Below are 17,500 nucleotides of genomic sequence, written 5' to 3'. Positions count from 1 at the left end.
GGGCTGAGCCCTGTGCAATACAGAACTCAGCCCTTAAATCTAACCAGCCTTTAAACCGTCCAACTTATTGGGGTCAGTTCAGATCCGGCGGGTTTTTCGTGTGGGGCGTGTCCGATCAGCGCAGGCTGCTTGGGTTCTGCGGCGTGCCGCCGGCGCCACCGCCGAACAGGCTGCGGGCGGCACTCGCGGCGCTGCCGCCGGAAAGCATCTGTTGCAGGAAGGTGAGTTCCTTGCCGCCGGTCGGCGTGACGCGTCCGATCGTATCGAACACCTTGCCGTCCTGCAGCGCATAGTTGGCGCGGCGGCTGACGATGCCGTCCTTGTCAAAATAGATCGCCAGAACGCTCTGATCGACGACCTTCAGTTTCTGGAAGGCGACCGCACGCGTGCGCCGCTGCGAGATGTAATAGAAGACTTCGCCGTCGAAGGTCGCCGTCGTCGACGGGGTGCCGAGCGAAAGCAGCACCTGCTCGCGGCTGGAACCTTCCGGAACGAGGTTCAGCGACTGCTGGTCGGCGACGTAGCCACCATTGAGCACGGTGCTGGTCTGGCAACCCGAAAGAGCGGTGGTGGAGGCGATTATGAAGGCAATGGCCGCACTGCTGAAGAATTTCACATCAGACTTGAAATACCGTTTATTCAACGACATCTACTCCCTTGAGTGTCGATAGCAGCCATTTGGGGCCTTGCACGCTTTACCTCCTGCAAAACCATTGTGGCCATTCCGGGTCGAATTTCCCGAATTCGCTTCGCTGACGCATCGAAGGCGTCGTCCCGAAACTGGCCATGATCGGCATTGCAATTCGCGCCTGCTTCGGTAAACCAGCTTTCGAAATCATGCAACAAGGCCAGACGCCAGGCGGCATGAAGAATGAGTCATTTCCGGAAAAAACAATGATCTTCGGGCTCTTCCGCAAGAAAAACAACAATCAGGCGATCGTCGACAGGCAATATGCGGCGTTAGCGGCCGCCGCGCGCATGCCGGAACTCTACGAGCGGCTCAATGTGCCGGATACGGTCATGGGCCGTTTCGAGATGCTGTCGATCGCCATGATTCTGTTTTTTCGCCGCACCCGTGCTTCCGCCACCAGTGGCCAGGAGATCGCCCAGGAGATCGTCGACGCTTTCTTCCAGGATATCGACTATTCGATCCGCGAACTCGGCATCGGCGACAACAGCGTGCCGAAGCGCATGAAGAAGCTTGCCGGTATGTTTTACGGCCGGCTTGAAGCCTATTCGAAGGCAATGGACACAGGCGATGCCGAAGCCCTCGCTGTCGCCCTTCAGCGCAATATCTACCCCGAAACCTCGGCGCCTGCCGATATGACCGGCCTCGCCGGATGGATGATGGCCGCAGAATCGCATCTGTCCGCCGTCCCCGAAGAGGTGATCACCACCGGTTCGGCAACGCTCCCGGCGGTCGCCTGCCCACCGGTCGCTTGAAGGAGGAAATGATGAAGAACGCTCGGGACGATGTTCCCTTCTCCTATCAAGTCAAGGTCGGCCACATCTCGGCCAACCCCGTCGAGGTCCATGTCGAAGCCGACACCAGCGAACTGAAGGCGCTTGCCGAGACCTGGAACGTCGTCTCCGTCGACGATCTCAGCGCCGATCTGCAGATTGCCCGCTGGAAGCGCGACGGCGTGCGCATCAAGGGCCGCGTGCAGGCGAGGATCGTCCAGTCCTGCGTCGTGACGCTGGAACCCGTCGAATCCGCCATCGACGAGAGCTTCGAGCAGATCTTCGTGCCGGAGGGTTCCAAGCTTGCCCGTCAGGCCGGCAATGACGCCGGCGAGATGCTGCTCGATCCCGACGGTCCTGATCTGCCCGAGACCTTTGTCGGCGATACGATCGACGCCGGCGAGGTGGTTGCAGAATTCGCCGCTCTGGCAATCGATCCCTATCCGCGCAAGCAGGGTATCGAATTCGCCGGCCATGTCGAAGACAGCGGCGAGGACGATAAAAAGCCCTCGGCTTTCGCAGCCCTCAAGGACTGGAAAAAGGACTGAAGCCCCTCTGGCATTTGACACAATTCAGTTGTAAGCGACGCGAAAACCGGTATTTTGGCCGAAATTTCGCCCTCGGCGAAAAGAAGGATCAGGGACGCGTGATCAGAATATCTCTCGACCTCATGGGTGGCGACTTTGGTCCCCAGGTTGTCATTCCCGGCGCCGCCAAGGCGTTGGATCGGCATCCGGATATTTCCTTCGTCTTCTATGGTCTCAAGGAACAGTGCGATCCGGTTCTAGCCAAGTTTCCGAAACTCAAGGAAAAATCGATCTTTCACGACTGCGAGCTTGCCGTCGCCATGGATGAGAAGCCGAGCCAGGCGCTGCGCCGTGGCCGCTACATCTCCACCATGTGGCGCTCGATCGAGGCAGTGAAGACGGGTGACGCTGATGTCGCGGTCTCGGCCGGCAATACCGGCGCACTGATGGCGATGGCGAAGTTCTGTCTGCGGACCATGGCCAATATCGAGCGTCCGGCGATTGCCGCGATCTGGCCGACGTTGAAGGGTGAGAGCATCGTGCTCGATGTCGGCGCGACGATCGGCGCCGACGCGCAGCAGCTGATGGATTTTGCCCTGATGGGCGGCGCCATGGCGCGCGCGCTTTTCGAGGTCGAACGTCCGACGGTCGGCCTTCTCAACGTCGGCGTCGAGGAGATGAAAGGCCAGGAGGAGGTCAAGGAGGCCGGCCGGCTGTTGCGCGAGGCGAACATTGATTCGCTCGAATATTCCGGCTTCGTCGAGGGCAACGACCTTGGCAAGGGCACGGTCGACGTCGTCGTCACCGAAGGATTTTCCGGCAACATTGCGCTTAAGACCGCCGAAGGCACCGCAAAGCAGATCGGCGAATATCTGCGTGCCGCCATGTCGCGCACGCTGCTTGCCCGCATCGGCTACCTCTTCGCCAAAAGCGCCTTCGACATGCTTCGCGAGAAGCTCGATCCGAGCAAGGTCAATGGCGGCGTGTTTCTCGGCCTGAACGGCATCGTCATCAAGAGCCATGGCGGGGCGAATGCCGAAGGCATCGCAGCCGCCATCGAAGTCGGCTACGACATGGCCAAGAACGGCCTCAATCAGAAAATAGAAAACGATCTTAAGAAATATCATGCCAAGCGGCTGCCCCCGATGGGCCCGGAAGCGGCATGAGCGATGGGGTTCAATCAAAGATGATCCGTTCAGTGGTTCGCGGGTTCGGAGCCGCACTTCCGAAGCGCGTGATGACCAATCGTGACATGGAGGCCATCGTCGACACATCGGACGAATGGATCGTCCAGCGCACCGGCATCCGCCAGCGTTATGTCGCCGGCGATGACGAAACGACGGCGTCGTTGGGCGAGGCCGCCGCGCGCGCCGCGCTTGCCAATGGCGGCCTGACGCCTGCCGATATCGATCTGGTCATCTGTGCCACCTCGACGCCGGACAACACGTTTCCGGCCACGTCGGTCAACATCCAGAACCGCCTCGGCATGAACCACGGCTTCGCCTTCGACGTCCAGGCCGTCTGCACCGGCTTCGTCTATGCGGTGACGACCGCGGATGCCTATATCCGCGGCGGGCTTGCCAAGCGCGTTCTCGTCATCGGCGCCGAAACTTTTTCGCGCATTCTCGACTGGAACGACCGCACCACCTGCGTGCTTTTCGGCGACGGCGCCGGCGCGATCATACTCGAAGCGACCGAAGGCGAGGGCACCGTTGCCGATCGCGGCGTGCTGACCGCACATCTGCGTTCCGACGGCTCGCACAAGGAAAAGCTCTATGTTGACGGCGGACCGTCGACGACGGGCACTGTCGGCAAGCTGCGCATGGAAGGCCGCGAGGTCTTCAAATACGCCGTTGGCATGATCACCGACGTTATCCAGGCGGCATTCGATTCGACCGGCACCACCGCCGATGACCTCGACTGGCTGGTGCCGCACCAGGCCAATCGCCGCATCATCGACGGTTCGGCGAAGAAGCTGAACATCGATGCCGCGAAGGTCGTCATCACCGTCGACCTGCACGGCAATACGTCGGCTGCCTCGATCCCGTTGGCACTTGCGACCGCTGCCGGCGACGGCCGCATCAAGAAGGGCGACCTGGTGATGCTCGAAGCGATGGGTGGCGGCTTTACCTGGGGTGCGGTTCTGCTGCGCTGGTAGGCACGAATCCTAAAAAACTGGCGGCGAACAAGAGCTTGACCGTAAGGCGCAAGACAAATACTCTTCGTGCGATTTCACAAAATATTTGTATGGGCGGGGAAACCATGACCGGAAAAACAGTGACGCGAGCAGACCTGGCGGAATCCGTTTTCCGAAAGGTTGGGCTTTCCCGCACCGAATCTGCCGAACTTGTGGAAACCGTCATCGACGAGATCTGCAACGCCATCGTCCGTGGCGAAACCGTCAAGCTTTCCTCCTTCGCCACCTTCCAGGTGCGCGACAAGAACGAGCGGATCGGCCGCAACCCGAAGACCGGCGAGGAGGTTCCGATTTCCCCCCGCCGGGTCATGACCTTCAAGGCGTCGAACGTGTTGAAGACTCGCATCCTCAAATCGCATGTCGCTCGCAAGATCAAGCTGAAGCCGGTGAATCCGGCTCCCTGATAATCGGCTTCCCGTTTCGGAAACGGCTTTTTTTCTCTCTCGCGCTCTCCATCCTTGTGCGCAACGTCAAGACATGACTTGAATTGTCGGCGCCAAACCGTTGAAATATGATGAGTCGCCGTAGGATCGAGCCGCGAGGTCGCGTAGCAGCATGACGTTGGACAAGAGCCCCGATGCCTTTCGCACCATCAGCGAAGTCGCAGACGATCTTGATCTGCCGCAGCATGTGCTGCGCTTCTGGGAGACCCGTTTTCCCCAGATAAAGCCGATGAAGCGCGGCGGCGGCCGTCGCTACTATCGGCCGGAGGACGTCGATCTCCTCAAGGGAATCCGGCATTTGCTCTATGATCATGGCTATACGATCAAGGGTGTGCAGAAGCTTCTGAAGACCAACGGCAACAAGTTCGTCATATCGGTCGGTCATGGCGATCTCGCCAGCGTCGAGGCGCTCGCGTCGGGCGTGCAGGACATGGGTGCAGGGGAGCCGCGCGTCGGCATGGCCGATGAAGACCAGATCGTCGGCCGCGCCAAGCCGCCGATCACCCGCCGGTTCTTCAATTTTGTCGCCGGAGACGACGAGCAGGAAGTCTCGATCGGCAAATCGAGCGTTGGCAAGGAAGACAGGGCGTTGCTGCAGGAGGCGCTTTACGACCTCCTGGAATGCAAGCGCCTGCTCGATCAGGTACGCTGAACAGGAAAGTCAGGCTTCGGTAAGCCGCTTCATTGCCTGTTCGAGTTCGCTGAGCTGGAAGGGTTTTTGCAGCACGGGCAGCGTGCTTGGGCTGCTGCCATCAGGCGGCGTGCCGTATCCCGTCGCATAGAGATAGGGTTTTCCGCGTTCGTCGAGCAGCTTTGCGACCGGCAGCGAACTCTGCCCGGCAAGCGAGACATCGAGTATGGCAGCATCGAACTCCGTATCCCTGGCGGCTGTCAGCGCCCGTTCCAGGTCGGGCGCGCTGGCGCAGACCCGGTAGCCCAGATCGGCGAGCATGTCCTCGAGCAGCATGGCAATCAGCGCGTCGTCTTCGACGATGAATATGTCTTTCATGATCCGGTCCACCCATTGCCCCCTTGCTAAAACATGTCGCGCAAAAGTGTGCCGCGGTTTTGCGATAACGACATGCGTAAAAACAAAGACCTAAAGCGCAAGGAGCGAATCTGAAAGATTGCGACACGCTTTAGGCATGGAGGTTTATGTGGACTGCTTGCACGGCTCGTCAAGACGTCATGGCCGGCAGTGCGAGAAACAGCATATTGCCGGTTGAAATTCGATGTGCAAAAGCTGGAATGCCGTCTCCGCAACGGCTCCTGCATAACTCCATAAATCGGAATCGATTTATCGAAAAAATTATGCAGCAATTCAAAGTGTTGCAGCGTCTTTTTCGGCTCTCGAAAAGATGCAAGAAGGGGTGTCGAATGGATTTGCTGAGTGCCACGGATTGGCTGCGTCACAGGCCGGGTTATACATATCCGCTGGCCATTGCCTTCGTGGGCCTGACGTTTCTTCTGAGGCTTGCGGCCAGCGACACTCTCTCCGGATTTCCCTTCCTGAGCTTCCTTCCGGCGATATTGCTCGCGAGTTTCATAGGCGGCGCCGGGCCGGGCTTTGTCGCGACATTGGTTGCCGGTTTCATTGTCCAGCAGTTTTTCGTCGAGCCGCACAATGTTTTCTGGCCGGCCAGCGCCGGCCAATGGGTCGGCCTTTCCACCTATCTCATCAATGCCGTGATCATCGTCGGCCTGATGGAGATGATCATCATCGCCCATGGCAGGCAGAGCCGCCTTCGCAGCGAGCTCGCCAGCTTCAACACGCGCCTCGAACAGACAGTGGCCCAGCGCACTGCCGAGCTCAGGCATGAGATGGAAGAGAATGCCGCCGCTCAGGCGCAGGTCCGCCAGCTGCAGAAGATGGAAACGATCGGCCAGCTGACCGGCGGCGTCGCCCATGATTTCAACAATATGCTGGCGATCATCATCGGCAATCTCGATCTCGCCCAGCGGCGCCTGAGCGGCAGCGAGGATCCCCGCCTGCTACACTCCATCCAGAACGCCAGAGATGGTGCGCAGAGAGCGGCGGTGCTGACCGCGCGTCTTCTCGCCTTCTCGCGCCAGCAGCCGCTCGCCCCGGAGGTGATCGACCTCAATAAGCTGGTCGGCGGCATGTCGGAGCTGCTGCGGCGCACGCTGGGCGAGCACATCCGGATCGAGACCGTGCTTGCCGGCGGTCTCTGGCCGAGCTTTGCCGATTTGAGCCAGCTCGAGAATGCCATCCTGAACCTTGCCGTCAATGCTCGCGATGCCATGCCAGGCGGCGGAAATCTGACGATCGAGACCGCCAATACCGAACTCGACGAGCGATATTCGCGCATGCATTCGGAGGTCGAGGCAGGTCAATATGTGATGGTCAGCATGACTGACACCGGCACCGGCATGTCGCCGGAGGTGGTCGAACGCGCCTTCGACCCGTTCTATACGACCAAGGGACCCGGCAAAGGCACCGGTCTCGGCCTCAGCCAAGTCTATGGCTACATCAAGCAGAGCGGCGGCCACATCAAGATCTATTCAGAGATAGACAGGGGCACGACGTTGAAGATCTATCTTCCCCGTCATGTCGGCACGGCGGATGCCCGGTTGAATGTCGCCGGCGCCCAGCCGCTTCCTCAGGGCAGCGTCAAAGATACGATCCTGGTGGTGGAGGACGATGAGAACGTCCGCACCATGACTGCCGAAAGCCTGCATGAACTCGGTTACACCGTATTGCAGGCGGCTAGCGGTATGGAGGCTCTTATGCTTCTCGAGCAGAATTCGGCAGTCGACCTGATCTTCACCGATATCGTCATGCCGCAGATGAGCGGCCGCCAGCTTGCCGATATCGTCCAGGAAAAGTGGCCGGCAATCCGGATCCTCTACACGACGGGCTACACCCGCAATGCCATTGTCCATAATGGCGTGCTCGATCACGGCGTTTCCCTGCTCGCCAAGCCCTTCAGCCTGGAACAGCTCGCTCATAAGATCCGCGAACTTCTGAATGTCGCGGTGAGGGTGGGAGACGAGCGGACGTGAAGCCGGAATACGGCCGCACGTCCGCAATTTTTGACCCGCGTTATTCCAGGACCTGGATGACGCGGTGGGTTTTCGGCTCGACGATCACGCGCCGCTCATTGACGACTGTATAGCCATAGCCGTCGACGTCAGGCACGGTGTGCACTTCGACGGTATCGGGCAGCGTCGCGCCGACCGCGATATCGCCATCATAGACGACAGAAGGTGTGTTTTGCTCCATCACATAGGTGCGCACCTCGCCGGGCAATACGACGGAGCCGGTCGGTGCGGGATCTGTGACGATGACGGTGCTCTGCGCGAAGGCGGCAGAGCTGATGGTCAGCATGGCGGCCGCAGCCAGCATGGTCTTGCGCATGGGATTTCTCCTTTTCCTACCTGAGACACCAAGGCAACGCGGGCCATGCGGCATAGTTCCCCGCGGGCTTTTCGCGACAGCGGTAACAGACGCAATGAGAGCATTTAAGTTGTTACTAAATTAATTTTTACATCATACGGTTGAGCCGTCTGAACAGCGTTGGAAAAGAGTGCAGATGGGGATGTTAGAGCTCGCTTGTTTACTTTTCGCTAACCATGTTGGACGTTTATTCTGAACGGACGACCAACCGGTCGTTGATTCGACGATCCCTCGCGTTTCGGCTTGCGAATGGATCTCTAGAAAGACGATTGCGGCGGCTCGACATATGCGCTTGCTAAAGACGATATTGCTGGTGGCCGTGGCGGGCATGATGGCCGGCTGCTCATCGACGGGCAGTGTGCGCCAGCCTTCCGCGCCGGAAACCGTGGCGCCTGAAAAGGCGCTGGTGCTGCCGCCGCCGGGCGGCCCGTCGATCGTCAGCGTCGTCGAGCGCAAGCGCGGCAACGGCGTCGAGCAGACGATCTCGCTGTTTACGTCATCCTCCGTGCCCGGTCAGAATTCCCTGAAGATCCAGTTCTTCGGCGCGTCGGGGGCCAATCCCGGCGCCGGCAATGCCGGCTTCAGCAAGATCAATGAGAGCGGCATTGCCCGCGAGGTGGCCCGTTCGGCCCCCGGCGTGCCGATGGCGACGTCAGCGACCTTTCTGCAGAACGCCTATGGCCCTTTCGGCTATGCCTCCGGCCGAAGCCGTGCCGGCGACACCTGCGTCTATGCCTGGCAGCAGATCCGCTCGAGCACCAACGCCAATACCCAGGCGCGTAATTTCGGCATGATCCAGCTGCGCCTGCGCCTTTGCGATGCGAGGGCGAGCGAGCGCCAGCTGCTCGGCATCGTCTATGGCTACACCGTCACCGGCACCTTCGACGGCGAGGTCTGGAATCCTTACGGCAATCCGCCGCCCGCCGATGCTGCACTCGGGCGCACCGGCGCGCCGATCTATCCCGACGAGGGCGGTTATCGCGCCAGCCCGATGCCGATCGGCTACGAGCCGGCGCCTGCCATTGTCACCCGGCCGCGCGCCGCCGTTCGCAGCGCCTCGGCCGCGCAACCGGCTCAAGGCGTCGCAGCGGTGCCGGCACCCATCGGCCCGCGCGTGCCGCTGCCGGGCGAGGCGCCACAGACGAGCGCAAGGCCGGCTGCGGCCGCTGCGCCAATCGAACAATCGGTAAGGGCGATCGGCGTCACCGTGCCTTCGCCTGACTGCATAGGCGACGCGGCCATGACGGCCGCCTGCCGACGATAATGAGCATGCCCGCGGGCGCCAAATGGTGCCCCGGTTAAGCAATTTCGAAGGAACGTCGATGCGCAAAGCCCGCAGTGTCATCATATGGGCCGTGGTTTCGCTCTGCATGATCGTGCTGATCACGCTGCCGGTCAACCTGCAGACACAGCTCATCACCAGCATCACGGTCGTGACCGTCATGGCGCTGATCAAGGTGCTGAAGGGCGAGGGGACGTGGCGCCTGGTGGCGCTCGCCTTCGGCACATCGATCGTGCTGCGTTATGTCTACTGGCGCACCACCAATACGCTGCCGCCTGTGAATCAGCTGGAAAATTTCATTCCCGGCCTGCTGCTCTATCTGGCCGAAATGTATAGCGTCGCGATGCTGGCGCTCAGCCTCTTCATCGTCGCGACACCGCTGCCGTCGCGCCCCTCGCGTGCCGCCAAGAATGAGCGTTTCCCTCATGTCGACGTCTTCGTGCCATCCTACAACGAGGATGCCGGCCTGCTGGGAAACACGCTGGCCGCCGCCAAGGCCATGGATTATCCGGCGGAGAAGCTGCATGTCTGGCTGCTCGACGACGGCGCCACCTTGCAGAAGCGCAATTCCGGCAAGCTGCTCGAAGCCCAGGCGGCGGCTGCCCGCCATATCGAGCTGAAGCAGCTCTGCGACGATCTCGATGTCCACTACCTCACGCGCGACCGCAACGAGCACGCCAAGGCCGGTAATCTCAACAACGGCATGAAACATTCCACCGGCGAACTCATCGCCGTCTTCGATGCCGACCACGCGCCGGCCCGCGATTTCCTGCTGGAGACTGTCGGTTACTTCAAAGACGATCCGAAGCTCTTCCTCGTCCAGACCCCGCACTTCTTCATCAATCCCGATCCGCTGGAACGCAACCTGCGCACCTTCGACAAGATGCCAAGCGAGAACGAGATGTTCTACGGCATCATCCAGCGCGGCCTCGATAAATGGAACGCCGCCTTCTTCTGCGGCTCGGCCGCAGTTTTGAGCCGCAAGGCGCTCGAATCGCAGAACGGTTTCAGCGGCATCAGCATCACCGAGGATTGCGAGACGGCGTTGGCGCTCCACGGCAGTGGCTGGAACAGTATCTATGTCGACAAGCCGCTGATCGCGGGCCTGCAGCCAGCCACCTTTGCAAGCTTCATCGGCCAGCGCAGCCGCTGGGCGCAGGGCATGATGCAGATCCTGCGCTTCCGCTTTCCGCTTCTGAAGCGCGGCCTGACGATCCCGCAGCGCTTCTGCTACATGTCCTCCACGCTTTTCTGGCTCTTCCCGTTCCCGCGCACGATCTTTCTGTTTGCGCCGCTCTTCTACCTGTTCTTCGATCTGGAAATCTTCACAGCCTCGGGCGGTGAGTTCCTTGCCTATACGCTTGCCTATATGCTCGTGAATCTGATGATGCAGAACTACCTCTACGGGTCGTTCCGCTGGCCCTGGATTTCCGAGCTCTACGAATATGTCCAGACCGTGCATCTGCTGCCGGCGGTCGTCTCCGTCATGCTCAATCCACGGAAGCCGACCTTCAAGGTCACTGCCAAGGACGAATCGATCGCCGTCAGCCGACTGTCGGAAATCAGCCGTCCGTTCTTCGTCATCTTTGCGGTGCAGATCGTCGCGCTCATCATCACCATCTACAAGATTTATGCCGAGCCCTATAAGGCCGACGTCACGCTCGTCGTCGGTGGATGGAATGTCATCAACCTGATCATGGCCGGCTGCGCGCTGGGTGTCGTGTCGGAGCGCGGCGAGCGCGCCTCGTCCCGCCGCGTCCGCGTCAACCGGCGCTGCGAATTCGGCGCCAACGGCAAGTGGTACACGGCCTCGATCGAAGACGTCTCCGTCCACGGCGCAAGGCTTCACATCTTCAACAAGCATCTCGACGAGATGCTGGTCGGCGCCGTCGGCGAAATCCGCTTCCGGCCCTATAGCGGCGCGGATCTGGAAACCCTGCCGCTCATCGTCCGCAACATCGAGCCGTCGGGCGATATCAGCAATGTCGGCTGTCAGTACGTGCCGAAAAGCGCGCTCGACCATCGCCTGATCGCCGACCTGATGTTTGCCAATTCCGATCAATGGACCCAGTTCCAGGCCTCGCGCCGCCACAATCCGGGCCTGATCCGCGGCACCATCTGGTTTCTCGGCATGTCGTTCTACCAGACGAGCCGCGGCCTCGTTTACTTCTTCCGCAGCATGCGGCCGGAGCGAGAAGCCCAGCAGCAGGCGGCAAAGGTCAACGCCGGATGAGAAGGATCGTTGCCGCTTCGCTTCTCCTGCTGAATGCCTCCGCCTTCGCCCAGGCGCAGACGGCACCCTTCGACATGTCCGGCGAGCGGCCGCCCGGTGCGTCCGTTACCCCAAGATTGACGCCGCCCACGCCGCCTGCTCCGCCCGCAGCCACAGCGCCGGTTCCCGTCACGCCTCCGGTTTCCGTCATACCCGCACCTGCGACCCCGGCTGCTCCTGCTCCCGTTCCTCCGCCGATCGCCGCCCAACCGCAGCCGGCGGTGCCCGAGCCCCAGCCAGCCGCGGTGGCAAACCCCGTTGCGCCGCCGCGCCCCGGTGATGTCCGTCGCTTTGTCGTGCCCTTTTCCAAACTCGGCCTCGGCGGCGAATACGACCGCCGGTCATGGTCGGTCTATCTGACGCCGGAACAGGCGGCGGCCAAGGCAAGCTTCACCTTCGCCTACCAGAATTCGATCGTCGTCGCGCCGGAGGCCTCGGCGCTGACCGTCTATCTCAACAATCGCCCGATCGGCCAGCAGCGGGTCGGCTCGCCGGATGGTCCGTCGACCGTCACGTTCGAGGTTCCGCCCGGTCTGCTGCAGCCGGGCGCCAATCTCGTCACCTTCGAAGCCGATCAGCGCCACCGCACCGATTGCAGTATTCAATCCACCTATGAACTGTGGTCGAATATCGATCCGGCCGGAACCTATCTGAGCTTTGCCGGCAGGGACGCCGCCCAGCTATCGAGCGCCGACGCAATCAGGGCCATCGGCGTCGACGGTGCCGGCAAGACGGAGTTCGACATCGTTGTCCCGGCGCTTGAGCAGCCGGGAACCACTAAGCCGCTGCTGCGGCTGGCGCAGGGCCTGTCGGTGCTGAGCAGCATGCCGAACCAGATCTTCGCCTTCAGTACCGCTTCGCTTCCGGCCGGCGGGCCTGGCAAGCTCAGCGTGCTCGTCGGTACTGCGGCGGAACTGCGGCCGCTTTTTCCCGGCCTGCCGCCCGGCGCCGAAAGTGCAGCACTCGCCGCTTTCGTCACCGATCCGCGCAGCGGCTTGCCGGTACTTCTGATCAGCGGCCCCTCCTGGCAGGCGGTCTCCTCGGCGATCGATACCATTGTCTCGCCGACAGACCGGTCTTCGGATGTTCGCCGCGACGTGTTGACCACCGAGCGCTGGAGCGCGCCGAACGCGCCGCTGGTCTTTTCCGATACGAACATCGCCCTGTCTCAGCTCGGTGTGAAGACCACCGAATTCTCCGGCCGGCGGTTGCGGACCAGCTTCAATATCGCTGTGCCGGCCGATTTTTATGCCAATGCCTATGGCGAGGCGAAGGTGCTGCTCGACGCCGCCTATACCGATAACGTGCTGCCCGGCAGCCACATCGATATCTACGTCAACGACAACATCGCCTCCACCGTGCCGATCACCACGACATCAGGCGGCATTCTCCGTCACCTGCCGATCCGCGTGACGATGCGGCACTTCAAGCCCGGTCTCAATTCGGTGGCGATCGAGGCGATCCTGATGACCAAGGACGATGCGGCTTGCGCGCCGGGCTCGACCGCCGGCGCCACCCCGCGCTTTGCCCTGTTCGATACGTCCGAGCTGCAGATTCCGGATTTTGCCCGCGTCGGTCAGCGTCCGAACCTGGCCGCGATGGCCGGCACCGCCTATCCCTATGGTCGGGCTACGGAACCGACGCCGCTCTTCATCGACCGCGTCGATGCCGACACGCTTTCGGCCGCCGCCACGTTGCTCGGCCAGATGGCGATTACGGCCGGCCATCCGATCGCCGTCGAAACCGTCGCCTCGCCGAACATGATCGGCGATCGCGACGCCATCTTCATCGGTTCCATCTCGCAGATGCCGGCAACTGCGCTGACGCAGACCAATATTTCGACGGCGAGCCAGGCCTCGTGGCGCCCCGTCGTCGAAACGCAGGTAGGCGTCGTCGATACCGGTACGGCCTTCGAGGAGTGGAACTCCAAGGTCAGCGGCGGTGTCCTGCGCAACCGGATCACCGCTTTCCGCGAGTGGCTGTCGCGCAATTTCGATATCTCCCGCAGTTCGCTGCAATTCATCCCTGGCGCCGACGAGATCTTTACCCCGCCCAACGCCGCCACGCTCATGGTTGCCCAGGGCTCCAGCCCCGCGGGAGCCGGCTCATGGACCGTGGTGACGGCACCGTCGGCGAAGGATTTGCGCGCGGGGCTAGAGGTCGTGACCGAGCAGTTGAACTGGCCGCAGATATCAGGCCACATCACCACCTATTCAAGCAAAACAGGTAAGATCGACACGGTACCCGTCACCCGCTTTGATTTCGTGCCGTCCACCCCGTGGTCGATCGCCAATTACCGCCTCATCGCCGCCAATTGGCTGTCGACCAATATCCTCTCCTATGCCTTTCTGCTGGTCGTCTTCCTGTTGCTGATCGGCGTCACCACCTCAAGCATGCTCAAAAAGCTGGGCCGGTCCAAATGAGGCGGTGGCGCGCGCTCCTGCTGGCGGCAACGGTCGCGCTCGCCCCGGCGGCCCCGCCCGCCGTCGCCCAGCAGGCGATGATCAATGCCGGCGCATGGGCTGCCTACAAGGCGAAGTTTCTCGATGCGACCGGCCGCATCGTCGATAACGGCAACGGCAATATCAGCCACAGCGAAGGGCAGGGCTATGGCATGCTGCTCGCCTATCTCGCAGCCAGCCCCGCCGACTTCGAACAGATCTGGTATTTTACCCGCACCGAGCTGCTGTTGCGCGACGATGGCCTGGCGGTCTGGAAATGGGATCCGAACGTCAAGCCGCACGTCACCGACACCAACAACGCCTCGGATGGCGACATGCTGATCGCTTATGCGCTGGCGCTTGCCGGCACGGCGTGGAAACGCAACGACTATATCCTCGCCGCCTCCCGGATGGCGCAGGCGCTGCTTGCCGAAACCGTCGTGTACTCGTCCGGCCACACACTCCTGTTGCCGGGAAGCCAGGGTTTTGCCGCTGCCGACCGTGAGGACGGTCCCGTCGTCAACCCGTCCTATTGGATTTACGAGGCGATTCCGGTGATGGCGGCGCTCGCTCCGTCGGATGCCTGGCAAAAACTGTCCGACGATGGCCTAACGCTGTTGAAGACGATGCAGTTCGGTCCGCGCAAGCTTCCCGCCGAATGGGTCAGTCTCAGCGGCCAGCCGCAGCCGGCGCAGGGTTTCGACGCCGAGTTTGCCTACAATGCCATCCGCATCCCGCTCTATCTGGCTCGTGGCGGCGTCACCGACAAGGCGCTGCTGACCCGCTTGCAACAAGGGATGTCGCAAGACGGCGTTCCCGCCACCATCGATCTGACCACCGGCCGGCCGAAGGCTGTGCTGTCGGATCCCGGTTATCGAATTGTTAACGATGTTGTGGCCTGTGTAGTCGATGGGACCAAGTTGCCGGTCTCGGCCCTGCAATTTGCGCCCGCACTCTATTATCCGTCCACGCTTCAACTGCTGGGGCTGGCCTATATCGGGGAGAAGCATCCGGAGTGTCTGTGAAGTCTTCTCTCGTGGCGATTTCAGCGGCAGTCGTGGTGGCGTCCCTCGTCACCGGGCTGAAAGATCGTGCCGCTCTGCAGGAAAAGTTCGGCCTTGGGGCCGCCGGCAAGCCGGCGCCGGAGCTGATGATGATGGGCCGCATCAAGCCGGATGGTCCTGCCGGCAATCCGGAATTCAATGCGCAACTCGTCGCCGAGAAGATAGAGGCGATCACTTCGCCGCCGCCAACACCGGACACGTCCGAACCGGATGCCGCTGCATCGCAGCCTGCGGCACCTCAGACGGCTGCTCCGCCGGCTCAGACGGTCGCCGAGCCGGCACCAGTCACACCCCCCATCGTTTCCGAGCCGCCGGCACCACAGCAGGCGGCCGCGGCGCCGCAGCCTGCCGTCGATGAAAGTGCGCTTCGTTATTTCGCCAGCCGCGGCGACAAGGTGCGCCTGCAGGCCGAAATCTCCCGCCTTCAGGCGCTCTATCCGAACTGGGTTCCACCAGCCGATCCGCTCGCCGTGCCGCAGAATGGCGACAAGCAGCTCGAGGCCATGTGGCAGCTCTATTCCGATGGCCGCTATGCGGAGCTGCGCAAGGCGGTCGCCGACCGCCAGGCAGCCGATGCCCGATGGCAGCCGCCGGCCGATCTGCTCGACCGGCTCGACGTCGCCGAGGCCCGCGCCCGGCTCGTCAATGCTTCGGACCTCAAGCAATATGCGACGGTGGTCGATACCGCTGCCGCAACACCGAGCCTGCTCACCTGCAGTGAGATCGATATTCTCTGGCGCGTCGCCGACGCCTTCATCCAGACGGAGAGGGCGCAGCGCGGCCAGGATGCTTATGCCTATATCCTGAAGAACTGCACCAATCCCGCCGAGCGGCAGGCGACGGTCGAAAAGGCCTCGACGCTGCTTTCCTACCAGCCGATGCAGGCGCTGCTCGCGCTGGAGAGGCCTGCCGCCGACGGCAGTAGGGAATTCGATACGATCCGTGATAACCTCGCCCGGCGCTTCATGGCCGAAGGCAATGACGATCCGAATCTCGCCATCGCGCCCGATTATGTCGCCCGCCTCGAAAAGCTCGCCGCGACCCAAGGTCTTGCCTCGGATGCGCTGCTGCTCGGCTGGTACCAGCTTCGCCGCAACAATGATGCGGATGCCGAAAAATGGTTCCGCGCCGCCCGAGCCAAGGAAGATTCGGTGGCCGCTTCCCAGGGGTTGGCGCTGGCGCTGATCGCCCGCAAGGCGCCTGAGGAAGCCGAGGACGTGATGTTCCGCTGGCGCGCCGATTCCGATGATGCGACATCAACCTATCTCGCCGCCACCGCCAACCTGATGGCGTTGCAGCCGCCGGCCGATCTGGCCGAAGACGTGCTGCACCGCATCGCCACCGAGGTCATCGCCCGGAAATATGTGCCGACGGCGCAGCAATTCGGCTGGTATGCCCGCTCCCTCAACCAGTTCCAGACCGCCGCGCGCTGGTTCGAGACGGCGCTTGCCTGGAAACCCGATGACGAACCGTCCGCCTATGGCCTTGTCATCACCCGCGAGCAACTGAGCGACCTCAAGGCCGTGCTCGACCTCCAGCGCGCCTGGGCCGGCCGGTCGAGCCGGATCACCAATCTCGAAGACACGTCCTCCCTGACGCCGAACGCCGTCATGCCGCCGCCGGCGAAGGGGGCGCTTGCCGCACAGCAACCGGCTCAACCGACGCAGCGTCCGCCGGCCGAGCCGCTTCCGGCAGAGCGCCGCGTCACCCTGCAGCCGGGTTCGGAAGTGGTCGTTCGTGCGGCGAGACCGGCGATGGACACGGTGACCGTTCCGCGCGGTCCACGCCAGACGCGCGGCTGCTCGACGACAATCGATGCGGGGCAGCTTAAGCCGGCCGACGCGCTGTCGCGCGGCTGGTGTCTGATGGATATCAACCGGCCGATGGAGGCGATCTCGGCCTTCGAGGCGGCATTGCAGAGTCCGGCCCGCAAGGTCCGCGAAGACGCAGCCTATGGCCAAAGCCTTGCCTATCTGCGCGCGGGCCTCTCCGGCAATGCCGCTGTCGCCGCCACCAAGGCGCCGCAGAACCGCCAGCGCGCCGCCGAGCTCCAGGTGGCGATCCTCGCAGACCGTGCGCTATCAGCCTTCGACGCCGGACGTTACCGCGAAACCCTCATCTATCTCGATCAGCGCGCCCAGCTGCAGCAGGAGCGCATCGACCTGATGGTTCTGCGCGGCTATTGCTACCTCAATCTCAAAATGTACGGCGATGCGACCCGTATCTTCGAAGCCGCTGCCGCGACCGGCAGCCGCGACGGCGCCCGCGGTCTTGCCGACGTCCGTAACGTCACCCACCCAGACACCAGCAACTGACGTTGACGTCGCTTTCACTCTCCGCTAGTCGCCTGCGTAGCATTAAATGCCACAGCATCCCTTTGCGCGTCTTTAAAGAC

General features: G+C 62.1%; 15 protein-coding genes. 12 read left to right on the top strand and 3 right to left on the bottom strand.

Annotated features, from left to right (window positions below; genetic code table 11):
- Positions 1 to 115 precede the first annotated feature (115 nt).
- A complete protein-coding gene (locus A6U98_RS08120; RefSeq protein ID WP_064649187.1) occupies positions 116 to 649 on the bottom strand; it encodes an outer membrane protein assembly factor BamE in 534 nt (177 codons plus the stop codon).
- 137 nt (positions 650 to 786) lie between these two features.
- Between A6U98_RS08120 and A6U98_RS08115 the strand changes: the two genes are divergently transcribed.
- The 6 genes from A6U98_RS08115 (at position 787) to A6U98_RS08090 (ending at position 5,280) form a co-directional block, all read left to right on the top strand.
- Positions 787 to 1,443: a ubiquinol-cytochrome C chaperone family protein gene (locus A6U98_RS08115; RefSeq protein ID WP_064649185.1), complete on the top strand. Its 657-nt coding sequence runs from the start codon at positions 787 to 789 to the stop codon at positions 1,441 to 1,443.
- 11 nt (positions 1,444 to 1,454) lie between these two features.
- Positions 1,455 to 2,009, top strand: coding sequence for a DUF177 domain-containing protein (locus tag A6U98_RS08110; RefSeq protein ID WP_064649182.1), 555 nt, complete (start codon positions 1,455 to 1,457; stop codon positions 2,007 to 2,009).
- Between the two features lie 98 nt (positions 2,010 to 2,107).
- Positions 2,108 to 3,154 carry a phosphate acyltransferase PlsX gene (plsX, locus tag A6U98_RS08105; protein WP_003547225.1) on the top strand — a complete coding sequence of 349 codons (1,047 nt, stop codon included), beginning with the start codon at positions 2,108 to 2,110 and terminating at the stop codon, positions 3,152 to 3,154.
- A gap of 20 nt (positions 3,155 to 3,174) precedes the next feature.
- Entirely contained in the window at positions 3,175 to 4,146 is a 972-nt protein-coding gene (locus tag A6U98_RS08100) for a beta-ketoacyl-ACP synthase III (protein WP_026160184.1), read from the top strand.
- A 104-nt stretch (positions 4,147 to 4,250) separates the two neighbouring features.
- Positions 4,251 to 4,589 (top strand): integration host factor subunit alpha, encoded by a 339-nt coding sequence (locus A6U98_RS08095; RefSeq protein ID WP_064649180.1) that lies wholly within the window; start codon positions 4,251 to 4,253, stop codon positions 4,587 to 4,589.
- Between the two features lie 151 nt (positions 4,590 to 4,740).
- Complete coding sequence (locus tag A6U98_RS08090; protein ID WP_020049428.1) at positions 4,741 to 5,280, top strand: MerR family transcriptional regulator; 540 nt, start codon at positions 4,741 to 4,743, stop codon at positions 5,278 to 5,280.
- Between the two features lie 9 nt (positions 5,281 to 5,289).
- On the opposite strand, the gene A6U98_RS08085 is transcribed toward A6U98_RS08090, so the two are convergent.
- Complete coding sequence (locus A6U98_RS08085) at positions 5,290 to 5,637, bottom strand: response regulator (RefSeq protein ID WP_017959885.1); 348 nt, start codon at positions 5,635 to 5,637, stop codon at positions 5,290 to 5,292.
- Positions 5,638 to 6,005: 368 nt separating this feature from the next.
- Here A6U98_RS08085 and A6U98_RS08080 point away from each other — a divergent pair, with 368 nt between their 5' ends.
- A complete protein-coding gene (locus tag A6U98_RS08080; protein WP_064649178.1) occupies positions 6,006 to 7,652 on the top strand; it encodes a response regulator in 1,647 nt (548 codons plus the stop codon).
- Positions 7,653 to 7,692: 40 nt separating this feature from the next.
- On the opposite strand, the gene A6U98_RS08075 is transcribed toward A6U98_RS08080, so the two are convergent.
- The gene (locus A6U98_RS08075) at positions 7,693 to 8,007 is read right to left on the bottom strand and encodes a DUF1236 domain-containing protein (protein WP_064649176.1); all 315 of its coding nucleotides are present in this window, start codon (positions 8,005 to 8,007) and stop codon (positions 7,693 to 7,695) included.
- A 325-nt stretch (positions 8,008 to 8,332) separates the two neighbouring features.
- Between A6U98_RS08075 and bcsN the strand changes: the two genes are divergently transcribed.
- The 5 genes from bcsN to A6U98_RS08050 are packed head-to-tail and all read left to right on the top strand — an operon-like array spanning position 8,333 to position 17,420.
- On the top strand, positions 8,333 to 9,310 hold the full coding sequence (bcsN, locus tag A6U98_RS08070; RefSeq protein ID WP_064649174.1) for a cellulose biosynthesis protein BcsN: 978 nt from the start codon (positions 8,333 to 8,335) through the stop codon (positions 9,308 to 9,310).
- Positions 9,311 to 9,368: 58 nt separating this feature from the next.
- Complete coding sequence (gene bcsA, locus A6U98_RS08065; protein ID WP_064649172.1) at positions 9,369 to 11,561, top strand: UDP-forming cellulose synthase catalytic subunit; 2,193 nt, start codon at positions 9,369 to 9,371, stop codon at positions 11,559 to 11,561.
- Positions 11,558 to 14,023, top strand: a complete 2,466-nt coding sequence (locus A6U98_RS08060) for a cellulose biosynthesis cyclic di-GMP-binding regulatory protein BcsB (RefSeq protein ID WP_064649170.1) — start codon at positions 11,558 to 11,560, stop codon at positions 14,021 to 14,023. The genes bcsA and A6U98_RS08060 overlap by 4 nt, the downstream gene beginning before the upstream one ends.
- The gene (locus tag A6U98_RS08055) at positions 14,020 to 15,066 is read left to right on the top strand and encodes a glycosyl hydrolase family 8 (RefSeq protein ID WP_064649168.1); all 1,047 of its coding nucleotides are present in this window, start codon (positions 14,020 to 14,022) and stop codon (positions 15,064 to 15,066) included. Before A6U98_RS08060 ends, A6U98_RS08055 begins: the two co-directional genes overlap by 4 nt.
- Positions 15,063 to 17,420, top strand: a complete 2,358-nt coding sequence (locus A6U98_RS08050; RefSeq protein WP_064649166.1) for a hypothetical protein — start codon at positions 15,063 to 15,065, stop codon at positions 17,418 to 17,420. The genes A6U98_RS08055 and A6U98_RS08050 overlap by 4 nt, the downstream gene beginning before the upstream one ends.
- Positions 17,421 to 17,500 lie beyond the last annotated feature (80 nt).

The sequence above is a fragment of the Rhizobium sp. WYCCWR10014 genome (assembly GCF_001657485.1).
Taxonomy (GTDB): domain Bacteria; phylum Pseudomonadota; class Alphaproteobacteria; order Rhizobiales; family Rhizobiaceae; genus Rhizobium.
Note: the sequence above shows the minus strand (reverse complement) of the source record. Positions and strands in the feature narration are given on the sequence as shown.

Excerpts from the sequence above, each read along its gene's own strand:
- A6U98_RS08120 (WP_064649187.1), bottom strand. The coding sequence starts at position 649 with ATGTCGTTGAATAAACGGTATTTCAAGTCTGATGTGAAATTCTTCAGC.
- A6U98_RS08115 (WP_064649185.1), top strand. The coding sequence starts at position 787 with ATGATCGGCATTGCAATTCGCGCCTGCTTCGGTAAACCAGCTTTCGAA.
- A6U98_RS08110 (WP_064649182.1), top strand. The coding sequence starts at position 1,455 with ATGAAGAACGCTCGGGACGATGTTCCCTTCTCCTATCAAGTCAAGGTC.
- A6U98_RS08100 (WP_026160184.1), top strand. The coding sequence starts at position 3,175 with ATGATCCGTTCAGTGGTTCGCGGGTTCGGAGCCGCACTTCCGAAGCGC.
- A6U98_RS08095 (WP_064649180.1), top strand. The coding sequence starts at position 4,251 with ATGACCGGAAAAACAGTGACGCGAGCAGACCTGGCGGAATCCGTTTTC.
- A6U98_RS08090 (WP_020049428.1), top strand. The coding sequence starts at position 4,741 with ATGACGTTGGACAAGAGCCCCGATGCCTTTCGCACCATCAGCGAAGTC.
- A6U98_RS08085 (WP_017959885.1), bottom strand. The coding sequence starts at position 5,637 with ATGAAAGACATATTCATCGTCGAAGACGACGCGCTGATTGCCATGCTG.
- A6U98_RS08080 (WP_064649178.1), top strand. The coding sequence starts at position 6,006 with ATGGATTTGCTGAGTGCCACGGATTGGCTGCGTCACAGGCCGGGTTAT.
- A6U98_RS08075 (WP_064649176.1), bottom strand. The coding sequence starts at position 8,007 with ATGCGCAAGACCATGCTGGCTGCGGCCGCCATGCTGACCATCAGCTCT.
- bcsN (WP_064649174.1), top strand. The coding sequence starts at position 8,333 with ATGCGCTTGCTAAAGACGATATTGCTGGTGGCCGTGGCGGGCATGATG.
- bcsA (WP_064649172.1), top strand. The coding sequence starts at position 9,369 with ATGCGCAAAGCCCGCAGTGTCATCATATGGGCCGTGGTTTCGCTCTGC.
- A6U98_RS08060 (WP_064649170.1), top strand. The coding sequence starts at position 11,558 with ATGAGAAGGATCGTTGCCGCTTCGCTTCTCCTGCTGAATGCCTCCGCC.
- A6U98_RS08055 (WP_064649168.1), top strand. The coding sequence starts at position 14,020 with ATGAGGCGGTGGCGCGCGCTCCTGCTGGCGGCAACGGTCGCGCTCGCC.